Genomic DNA, 10,503 nt, shown 5'->3' with positions numbered 1-10,503 from the left:
GGTGGGGCCCGCGAGGGTGTGAGCCGCATGGATGCGGCGACCAAGGCTACAGGGACGTACTTGCGCCGTCCCTCGCGGGCCCCACCCGTCCGACCCGGCCCTCGGGCCTCACTCTGCCAGCCACGAGGGGCCCCGCCGTTGGCCGCAGAACCGCTCCCGCATGACCGCAATGGCGTCACACGTTAAACTCCCGCCGTGAATACTCCTACCTACACCGCCCAGCAACTCGCCGATCAGTTCGGCCTGCAGGTCCATGGCGACCCAGGCACCGCCATCGATGGCGTGGCCACCCTCGCCCATGCCGGTGCCGGCCAGCTGACCTTCCTTGCCAATCCGCGCTACCGCGCCCAGCTGGCCGACAGCCAGGCCGGCATCGTGGTGCTGCGCGCCGAGGATGCCGACGCGGCTCCCGGCACCGCGCTGGTTGCCAAGGACCCCTACACCACCTTTGCCAAGATCGGCGCGCTGTTCGACATCGCCCCGACCCGCCCGCCCGGCATCCATCCCAGCGCAGTGATCGATCCGCAGGCGCAGGTCGCCGCCAGCGCCCACGTCGGTCCGTTCGTCACCATCGGCGCACGCAGCGTCATCGGCGAGAACTGCATCATCGGCGCCGGCAGCATCATCGGCGAAGACTGCACCCTCGACAGCGGCTGTGAACTGATCGCCCGCGTCACCCTGGTCACCCGCGTCAAGCTGGGCAAGCGCGTGCGCATCCATCCCGGCGCCGTGCTGGGCGCCGATGGCTTCGGCCTGGCCATGGACGCTGGCAAATGGATCAAGGTGCCGCAGCTTGGCGGCGTGCGCATCGGCGACGACTGCGAGATCGGCGCCAACACCTGTGTCGACCGTGGCGCGCTGGAAGACACCGTGCTGGCCGAGGACGTCCGCCTGGACAACCTGGTACAGATCGCACACAACGTGCAGATCGGCGCCCACTCGGCCATCGCCGGCTGCACCGGCATTGCCGGCAGCGCCAAGATCGGCCGTTACTGCCTGCTCGGCGGCGCCGTTGGCGTCGTCGGTCATCTTGAAATCTGCGACAAGGTCGTGATCACCGGCAAATCGGTGGTCCGCAACTCCATCACCGAGCCGGGCGAGTATTCCTCCGGCACGCCCCTGACCGACAACCGCACGTGGCGCAAGAATGCCGCGCGCTTCAAGCAGCTCGATGCCCTGGCCCGTCGCATCCTGTCTGTGAGCAAGGAGAAAGAATGAGCCACACCCAGACCCTGCCGGACATGGCGCAGATCCAGACGCTGCTTCCGCACCGCTACCCGTTCCTGCTGGTGGACAAGGTGGTGTCGATCGACTACGAGAAGCGCACGATCGTCGCGACCAAGAACGTCAGCATCAACGAGCCGTTCTTCCAGGGCCACTTCCCGGGCCAGCCGATCATGCCCGGCGTGCTGATCATCGAAGCCATGGCCCAGGCCGGCGGCGTGCTGACCCAGTTGACGCTGGGCCGCGATGCGCAGTCCAAGCTGTTCTACATGGTCAAGGTCGACAAGGCCCGCTTCACCAAGCAGGTGGTGCCCGGTGACGTGCTGGAGATGCACGTGGAGATCAAGCGCGTGATCCGCAACATGGCCGTGTACGACTGCGTGGCCAAGGTCGACGGCGAAGTCGTCGCCTGCGCCGAGGTGCTGTGCGCCGGCACCCGCGAATGACCCTGGCTGGAGGTCCGAGATGAGCGACAACGCCCCCCTGATCCATCCCACTGCCGTGATCGATCCGTCGGCGCGCCTGGCCGACGATGTCCGCGTGGGCGCGTTCACGATCATCGGGCCGGACGTCGAGATCGGTGCCGGCACCGAGGTCGGTCCGCACTGCAGCATCCATGGCCCGACCCGGATCGGCCGCGACAACCGTTTCATCGGCCATGTCGCGGTCGGCGGCGAACCGCAGGACAAGAAGTACGGCGGTGAACGCACCGAACTGGTGATCGGCGACCGCAACGTGTTCCGCGAGTTCGTCACCCTCAACCGTGGCACTGGCGGCGGCGGTGGCATCACCACCATCGGCGATGACAACTGGATGCTGGCCTACACGCACGTGGCCCACGATTGCCACGTCGGCAACTTCTGCGTGTTCTCCAACAACACCACGCTGGCCGGGCACGTGACCGTGGGTGACTACGTGATCATCAGCGGCTTCGCCGGTGCGCACCAGTTCTGCCGCATCGGTGCACATGCCTTCCTCGGCATGGGCGCGCTGACCAATGGCGACGTSCCGCCGTTCACCATGGTCGGCACCGACTCGCTGGGCCGCCCGCGCGGCATCAACAGCGAGGGCCTGAAGCGTCGCGGCTTCGATCCCGAACGCATCACCGCCATCAAGCGTGCCTACCGCACGCTGTACGTGGCGGGCCTGCCGCTGGCCGAAGCCAAGGCACAGCTGGCCGAGCAGGCGCGCGACAGTGACGACGTCAAGTCGATGCTGGACTTCATCGAGCACACCGAGAGGCACCTGCTGCGATGAGCAGCGCGACCGGCCAGGCGCCGGCCGGCGCCGAGGTGATTTCGCTGGCCTCGATGGCCGGCAGCGTGCCTGCACACCGGGTGCTCAGCGAGCGCCCGTTGCGGATCGCCCTGGTCGCCGGCGAAGCCTCAGGCGACCTGCTCGGCGCAGGCCTGGTGCGCGAACTGAAGGCCCGCTTCCCGCATGCCGAATTCGCCGGCATCGGCGGCGATGCCATGCGCAGCGCCGGCTGCCAGACTTGGCACGATGCCAGCGAATTGGCGGTGATGGGCCTGACCGAAGTCCTGCGCCATCTGCCGCGGCTGCTCAAGCTGCGTTCGGCCTTCCGCCAGCGTGCGCTGGAGTGGCAACCGGATGTGTTCATCGGCATCGACGCTCCGGACTTCAATCTGGGCATCGAACGCTGGCTGAAACAGCGTGGCGTGCGCACCGTGCACTACGTCAGCCCTTCGGTGTGGGCATGGCGCGAGAAGCGTGCCGAGAAGATCGGCAGCAGCGCCGACCTGGTGCTGTGCCTGTTCCCGATGGAACCGCCGATCTACGCCAAGCACGGCATCGACGCGCGCTTCGTCGGCCATCCGATGGCCGATGACATCCCGCTGCACGTCGACCGGGAAGCGGCCCGGATCGAGCTCGGCCTGCCCGCCTCGGCCAAGGTGCTGGCCGTGCTTCCCGGCAGCCGCCTGGGCGAGATATCCAAGCTCGGCGAAGCCTTCTTCGAGGCCGCCTGGCAGGTATCCGAGCGCATTCCAGGCCTGCACGTGGTGGTGCCGGCGGCCAACGCGGCCTGCCGGCGCCTGATCGAAGAGCAGCTGTCACGCTCGGCGCTGCCGGTGGCCTATTCGCATGTACTGGACGGCCAGGCACGCAACGCGATGATCGCCGCCGACGTGGTGGTGCTGGCCTCCGGTACCGCCACCCTGGAGGCGATGCTGGTGAAGCGTCCGATGGTGGTCGGCTACCGGGTCAACGAACTGACGTACCGCCTGGTGAAGGCGCTGGGGTTGATCAAGGTCGACCGCTTCGCCCTGCCCAACATCCTGGCCGGCCAGGACCTGGCGCCAGAGCTGATGCAGCACGACTGCACGCCGGAAAAACTGGCCGCCGCCATCCAGCAGTGGTTCGACCATCCGCAGCGGATCGCCGATCTGCAGGGCACCTACGCGCGCCTGCATGAACGCCTGCGCCGCAATGCATCGGCGCGCGCAGCCGATGCCGTTGGCGAGCTGCTGGTGCGCGGCCAGGAAAAGGCATGAGCCGCCGCCACGCCGCAGCCGCCAGCCTGGCCCTGTTCGATGGTGCCGCGGTGATCGACCCCGGCCACCGCATCGCCGGTGTCGACGAAGCCGGACGCGGACCGCTGGCCGGCCCCGTCGCGGTGGCAGCAGTGGTGTTCGATCCACAGCGGCCACGACTGAACGGCCTGGATGATTCCAAGCAGCTGACCGCGGCCCGCCGCGAGCAGCTGCATGACCGCATCCTCGACCGCGCCCTGGCCTGGCACGTGGTGCTGGTGGACGTGGAAGCCATCGATCGCCTGAACATCTATCAGGCCACGCTGCAGGGCATGCGCGATGTCGTCGCGGCGGTGGCCCACGTGGCCGGCTTCGCCCGCATCGACGGCAACGTGGTGCCCAAGGGGCTGATGCTGCCGGCGCAGGCGCTGGTCGGCGGCGATGGCATCGACCGCGCGATCATGGCGGCCTCGATCCTGGCCAAGGTCTCGCGCGACCGCTACATGCTGGACCTGCACGCACGCCACCCGCAGTACGGCTTCGACCAGCACAAGGGCTACGGCACCCCGGCGCATCTGGCCGCCCTGCGTGAACACGGCCCGTGCGCGGAGCACCGGCGCAGCTTCGCCCCGGTGCGCGAGTGCCTGGAGGCGCCGCCGGCTGGGGCGGCCGCCATCGCGATCGCCTGAACGTTCGCCGGGCATGGCCCTGCGCTACCACGGCAACATGAACGTCCCCGGTAGCGCCGTGCCATGCCCGGCGGCATTGGCGATATCGCGCACCGTCAAGTCCTTGTCGCAACCCCCTGCCCTCGCTACCCTGACCGGGCACTCCAGCGCTTCCCGACCCCGGCGACGATTCCCGCGTCTGCACCCGGGGCCTGCGCGCTCCAACCTGGTCCGGCATGTCCAACTCCCGCTTCGTACATCTCCACGTCCACACCGAGTTCTCGCTGGCGGACTCCACCATCCGCGTGCCGGCCAAGCCGGACCAGGCTGACCCGAAGAAGGCCAAGCAGGCCAACCTGCTGTCGCGCTCGGTCGAACTCGGCCTGCCTGCGCTGGCGGTGACCGACCTCAACAACCTGTTCGCCCTGGTCAAGTTCTACAAGGCCGCCGAAGGCGTGGGCATCAAGCCCATCGCCGGCGCCGACGTGATGATCGCCGAAGAAGGCCAGGACCCGTGGCGGATGACCCTGCTGTGCCGCGACCGCGAGGGCTACCTCAGCCTGTCGCGTCTGCTGACCCGGGCATGGATGGAAGGCCATCGCCCCGAGGGCGGCGTGGCGGTGCATCCGGACTGGCTGAAGGCCGGCAACGCCAACCTGTTCGCCCTGGCCGGCCGTGAGAGTCTGGCCGGGCGCCTGGCGCTGGATGGCAAGCACGATCTGGCCGAACAGCAGCTGGCCGACTGGCAGCGCGTGTTCGGCGACGGCCTGCACCTGGAGCTGACCCGCACCGGCCGCGATGGCGAAGAGAGCTTCAACCAGTTCGCGCTGATGGCCGCCGGCCAGCGTGGCCTGCCGGTGATCGCCAGCAACGACGTACGCTTCCTGTCACCGTCCGATTTCAGCGCGCACGAAGCCCGCGTGTGCATCTCCACCGGCCGCGTGCTGGATGACCCCAAGCGCCCACGCGAGTACAGCGACCAGCAGTACCTGAAGTCGGCCGAAGAGATGTGCGCGCTGTTCGCCGACATCCCCGATGCGATCGACAACACGCTGGCGCTGGCCGAGCGCTGCAACATCGAGATGCGCCTGGGCACCTACTTCCTGCCCGATTATCCGGTGCCCGACGAGGAGACGCTGGACAGCTGGATCCGCAGCGAGTCGCGCAAGGGCCTGGCCGCACGCCTGGAAAAGAATCCCATCGCGCCCGGCATGACCGCGCAGGATTACAGCGACCGCCTCGAGTTCGAGCTGGACACCATCATCAAGATGGGCTTCCCCGGCTACTTCCTGATCGTGGCCGACTTCATCCAGTGGGGCAAGGCGCAGGGCATTCCGATCGGCCCGGGCCGTGGTTCGGGYGCGGGTTCGCTGGTGGCGTGGGCACTGCAGATCACCGATCTGGACCCGCTGCCGTACAACCTGCTGTTCGAGCGCTTCCTCAACCCCGAACGCGTGTCGATGCCCGACTTCGACATCGATTTCTGCATGGACCGCCGCGACGAGGTCATCGACTACGTTGCGCGCAAATATGGCCGCGAGCGGGTCAGCCAGATCATCACCTACGGCACCATGGCAGCCAAGGCGGTGGTGCGCGACTCCGGCCGCGTGCTCGGCTTCCCCTACGGCCTGGTCGACGGCGTCGCCAAGCTGATCCCGAACATCCTCGGCATCTCGCTGAAGGATGCTATGGGTGAGGGCAAGGACAGCGAGATGGCTTCGCCCGAGCTGATCCAGCGCTATCAGAGCGAGGACGACGTCCGCGACCTGATCGACCTGGCACGACAGCTGGAAGACCTGACCCGCAACGCCGGCAAGCACGCCGGTGGCGTGGTGATCGCGCCCGAGCCGTTGAGCGAGTTCTGCCCGCTGTTTGCCGAACACGATGAAGACGGCCGCGGCAAGAATCCGGTCACCCAGTTCGACAAGAACGACGTTGAAGAAGTCGGCCTGGTGAAGTTCGACTTCCTCGGCCTGCGCACGCTGACGATCATCGACTGGGCGGTGAAGGCGATCAACAAGCGYCAYGAGCGCGCCGGCATTCCGCCGGTGGAYATCACCCAGCTGCCGCTGGACGATGCGCCCACCTACAAGGACATCTTCGCSTCGGGCAATACCGGCGCGGTGTTCCAGTTCGAATCCTCGGGCATGCGCCGCCTGCTGAAGGACGCCAAGCCCGACCGTTTCGAAGACCTGATCGCGCTGGTGTCGCTGTACCGACCCGGCCCGATGGACCTGATTCCCTCCTTCGTCGACCGCAAGCACGGGCGCGAAGACGTGGAGTATCCCGATCCGCGCACCGAGCGCATCCTGCGCGACACCTACGGCATCATGGTGTACCAGGAGCAGGTGATGCAGATGGCGCAGATCGTCGGCGGCTACTCGCTGGGCGGCGCCGACCTGCTGCGCCGTGCGATGGGCAAGAAGGTGCCGGCGGAAATGGCCAAGCACCGCGAGATCTTCCGCGAAGGTGCGGCCAAGGACGGCGTCGGCGAAGCCAAGGCCGATGCGATCTTCGACCTGATGGAGAAGTTCGCCGRSTACGGCTTCAACAAGTCGCACGCCGCCGCCTACGCGCTGGTGAGTTACCAGACGGCCTGGCTCAAGCGCCATTACCCGGCCGAGTTCATGGCCGCGACGCTGTCTTCGGACATGGACAACACCGAAAAGGTAGTCGGCTTCCTGGACGAGGTGCGCAACCTCGGCCTGACCGTGCTGCCGCCGAAGGTGAACCAGTCCGCCTTCATGTTTGAAGCGTCTACGCCGGACACGATCCAGTACGGCCTGGGGGCGATCAAGGGCGTCGGCCAGGGTGCCTGCGAAGCGGTGGTGGAGGAACGCCTTCGCGGCGGCGACTACACCGATCTGCTCGATTTCTGCACCCGCATCGGTTCGGCCAAGCTCAACCGGCGCACGCTGGAAGCAATGATCAACTGCGGTGCGCTGGATGAGTTGGGCCACAACCGTGCCTCGCTGATGCTGCAGCTGCCGGAAGTGATCAAGGCCACCGAACAGATGGCGCGCGAGCGTGCGTCCGGCCAGAATTCGCTGTTCGGCGGCCCCGAGCCGGGCGTACAGGCCATCCACCTGGAGCTGCAGGAAACCGACGAATGGCCGTTGCTGCAGCGCCTCAACGGCGAGCGCGACACGCTGGGCTTCTACCTCAGCGGCCACCCGTTCGACCCGTGGCGCGATGACGTGCGCGATCTGGTCGGTACCGACCTCGGCTCGGTGGAAAAGATCTGGAGCGCCAACAGCAACAGTGGTGGCGGCGAGAAGCGCTGGCGTCCGGAAGTGCAGACCGTGCTTGCCGGCCAGGTGGTCGGCGTGCGCCGCAAGGGCGAGAGCCAGATCTTCATCCAGCTGGAAGATGGCCGTGGCCGCGTCGAATGCAGCGCGTTCTCCGATGCCATGGCCGAGTTCGGCCACCTGATGACCAAGGACCGTATCCTGGTGGTCAAGGGCGGCCTGCGCGAAGACGAATTCAATGGCGGCTTCGCACTGCGCATCCGCCAGTGCTGGGACTTCGACGAGGTCTGTGCGAACTACGCCACGCGCCTGTCGCTGCGGTTGGACCTGCGCCATCAGCGACCGGTGTGGGAGCGCATCGACGCCCTGCTCGACCGCCATCGCCCCGGCCGCACGCCCCTGCGCCTGGACCTGCTGCTGAAGGGCCCCGATGGCGGCATCGCCGGCATGCTCGATGTTTCCGGGCAGAGCGCGGTGCGCGTCGATTCCAAGCTGATGGAGGCGCTGCGCGCCGAACCAGCCGTGCGCACGCTGAAGGTGCGCTACAGCCCGCCATGGGCCAGCTGAGGCTGGCCCCACCCCGTTTCCGCTTTCCCGCTGCATACGTCAAGGACGATTGCCCGTAATGAAGAACCTGCTGTTGCCGATGATGGCCGCGCTCGCGCTGGCCGGCTGTTCCTCCAAGGTCGATTTCGAGATCGACAACCCGACCGATGCGCCGCTGGCGATCAGCATCGATGGCAAGGACCTGCCGGTGGCTGCGCACGCGTCGCGACCGATCAGCCTGGCTGCCGGTGAGCATCACCTGCATACCGACCGCCTGGGCGATGTGCGCTTCATCGTCTACGCCGACGGCCGCGGCGGCCTGATCAATCCCAGCCTCAGCGAGTACGTAACGGCGCGCGAGATCTATGTGACCGGCGAGGACAAGCTGAAGAACTTCGGCGTCAGCGGCCTGGGCATCGAGCTGGGCGGTGTCGAGTTCAAGGGACCGTTCGAAAAGCACCACGGCCTGTTCATCGACAAGACCTGGAACTTCGGCGTGCGCGAGCCGTTCCCCGAGGAGCAGGTGGTTGCGCACGTGGACTCGACCGGCGGCCGGATCAGCACCAAGATCTTCACCGCGCCGGAATTCATCACCTACATCGAGGCCAGCATGGGCGAACCCGGTGCCTACAAGCGCGAGCAGCCCGCCGGCTACGTGGCCCCGGCCTACACGCTGGAACCCGCGCCGGCGCTGCCCGCGCTGGACCCGGCCTTCGAGGCCCATGCCGGTCCGGTGCGCGACATCTATGCCCGCTGGCTGAAGGCCAGCACGGCCAGCGAGCAGAAGGCCCTGCGCAAGGAAGACTTCCAGGCGCAGATGGCCTTCACCCAGGCCACCATGACGCTCGGCGCGAAGCTGCCGGTGGCGGCCAACGAGGCCTACAACGACTTCGTGACGATCCGCAGTACCGAAATGGCCCGCAGCGCGCTGGTCCTGCCCTGAACCGGCGGCCGGCGGACCGACTGGCGCCGCCGGCCCCCACTGCGCTACCGTCGGCTTCCAGACGAAGGCGTACGGGCCGTTCCTGCGCATTCGGCTAGAATTCCCCTCTTCTTTACACGACGGCTTCCGATGAATCCGAACTACCTCGACTTCGAGCAACCCATCGCCGACCTGGAAGCCAAGATCCAGGAACTGCGCAACGCCAGTGCCGGGCCGGCGGTCAATGTCGAGGCCGAAGTGCATGCGCTGCAGGACAAGCTGCGCGTGCGCACCGCACAGATCTTCCGCAACCTGACCTCGTGGCAGGTGCTGCAGCTGGCCCGCCATCCGTCGCGCCCGTACACCGCCGACTACATCCGCATCATCTGCGATGAGTTCCAGGAACTGGCCGGCGACCGTGCCTTCGCCGACGACAAGGCGATCATGGGCGGCCTGGCCCGCATCAATGGCCGCTCGGTGATGGTCATCGGCCACCAGAAGGGCCGCGACACCAAGGAAAAGATCAAGCGCAACTTCGGCATGCCCAAGCCCGAGGGCTACCGCAAGGCGCTGCGCCTGATGAAGATGGCCGAGCGTTTCGGCCTGCCGGTGCTGACCCTGATCGACACCGCCGGCGCCTGGCCGGGCATCGATGCCGAGTCACGCGGCCAGTCCGAGGCGATCGCGCGCAACCTGATCGAGATGGCCGAACTGAAGGTGCCGATCATCTGCACCGTGATCGGTGAAGGCGGCTCGGGCGGCGCACTGGCGCTGGGCGTGGGCGACCGTACCGTGATGCTGGAATACGCGGTGTACTCGACCATCACCCCGGAAGGCTGTGCTTCGATCCTGTGGAAGGATGCCGGCAAGGCCAAGGATGCTGCCGAGCAGCTGGGCCTGACCGCGCCGCGCCTGAAGGGCCTGGGCCTGGTCGACAAGGTCGTGCGCGAGCCGACCGGCGGCGCCCACCGCAACCCGACGCAGATGGCCAAGCGACTGAAGGCCGTGCTGCTGAACGAGCTGGACGCGCTGGATGCGCTGTCCACCGAAGAGCTGCTCGACCAGCGCTACAAGCGCCTGCGCAGCTACGGTACTTACGAGGCGGCCTGAGCCTGTGCTCGAGGCGTTACTTTTCTTTTCGCGAAAAGAAAAGTAACCAAAAGAAACGCTCCGCCAGCCGCGAGCCGGTGTGCTCTGCACACCGGTTCCCTGCGCTCCTCAGTCCGCCAAGGGACGGCGCGGAACTCGCTACGCTCAAACATCCGCGCCTCTACGCCCTTGCCGGACCTCCGGTGCTCGGCTCGCTTGAAGGCGGATTGGGAAAGCAGAGCGAAAAGCATCCACGCATGGCGTGGATCTACTGGGTGCAGGTGTGGCGTTTGACGTTGGGTCCGCCTTTTAGC

8 protein-coding genes are annotated in these 10,503 nt (G+C 67.1%); all 8 read left to right on the top strand.

The features are described from left to right. Positions 1-195: 195 nt before the first annotated feature. Entirely contained in the window at positions 196-1,218 is a 1,023-nt protein-coding gene (lpxD, locus tag AC1DJN_RS17485; protein WP_032975782.1) for a UDP-3-O-(3-hydroxymyristoyl)glucosamine N-acyltransferase, read from the top strand. Next, positions 1,215-1,670, top strand: coding sequence for a 3-hydroxyacyl-ACP dehydratase FabZ (fabZ, locus tag AC1DJN_RS17480; protein WP_025877675.1), 456 nt, complete (start codon positions 1,215-1,217; stop codon positions 1,668-1,670). The genes lpxD and fabZ overlap by 4 nt, the downstream gene beginning before the upstream one ends. 19 nt (positions 1,671-1,689) lie before the next feature. Next, positions 1,690-2,481 (top strand): acyl-ACP--UDP-N-acetylglucosamine O-acyltransferase, encoded by a 792-nt coding sequence (lpxA, locus tag AC1DJN_RS17475; RefSeq protein ID WP_025877677.1) that lies wholly within the window; start codon positions 1,690-1,692, stop codon positions 2,479-2,481. A 53-nt stretch (positions 2,482-2,534) separates the two neighbouring features. After that, a complete protein-coding gene (gene lpxB, locus AC1DJN_RS17470) occupies positions 2,535-3,737 on the top strand; it encodes a lipid-A-disaccharide synthase (RefSeq protein WP_223482669.1) in 1,203 nt (400 codons plus the stop codon). Beyond that, the gene (locus AC1DJN_RS17465) at positions 3,734-4,405 is read left to right on the top strand and encodes a ribonuclease HII (protein ID WP_442251029.1); all 672 of its coding nucleotides are present in this window, start codon (positions 3,734-3,736) and stop codon (positions 4,403-4,405) included. Before lpxB ends, AC1DJN_RS17465 begins: the two co-directional genes overlap by 4 nt. Before the next feature lie 215 nt (positions 4,406-4,620). Further along, positions 4,621-8,199 carry a DNA polymerase III subunit alpha gene (gene dnaE, locus AC1DJN_RS17460; protein ID WP_478039606.1) on the top strand — a complete coding sequence of 1,193 codons (3,579 nt, stop codon included), beginning with the start codon at positions 4,621-4,623 and terminating at the stop codon, positions 8,197-8,199. A 58-nt stretch (positions 8,200-8,257) separates the two neighbouring features. Then, the gene (locus tag AC1DJN_RS17455) at positions 8,258-9,121 is read left to right on the top strand and encodes a hypothetical protein (RefSeq protein ID WP_442251028.1); all 864 of its coding nucleotides are present in this window, start codon (positions 8,258-8,260) and stop codon (positions 9,119-9,121) included. Between the two features lie 129 nt (positions 9,122-9,250). Beyond that, a complete protein-coding gene (locus AC1DJN_RS17450) occupies positions 9,251-10,210 on the top strand; it encodes an acetyl-CoA carboxylase carboxyltransferase subunit alpha (RefSeq protein WP_025877686.1) in 960 nt (319 codons plus the stop codon). The last annotated feature ends 293 nt before the right edge of the window (positions 10,211-10,503 follow it).

It is taken from the genome of Stenotrophomonas sp. 05L414_2, assembly GCF_056397905.1.
Note: the sequence above shows the minus strand (reverse complement) of the source record. Positions and strands in the feature narration are given on the sequence as shown.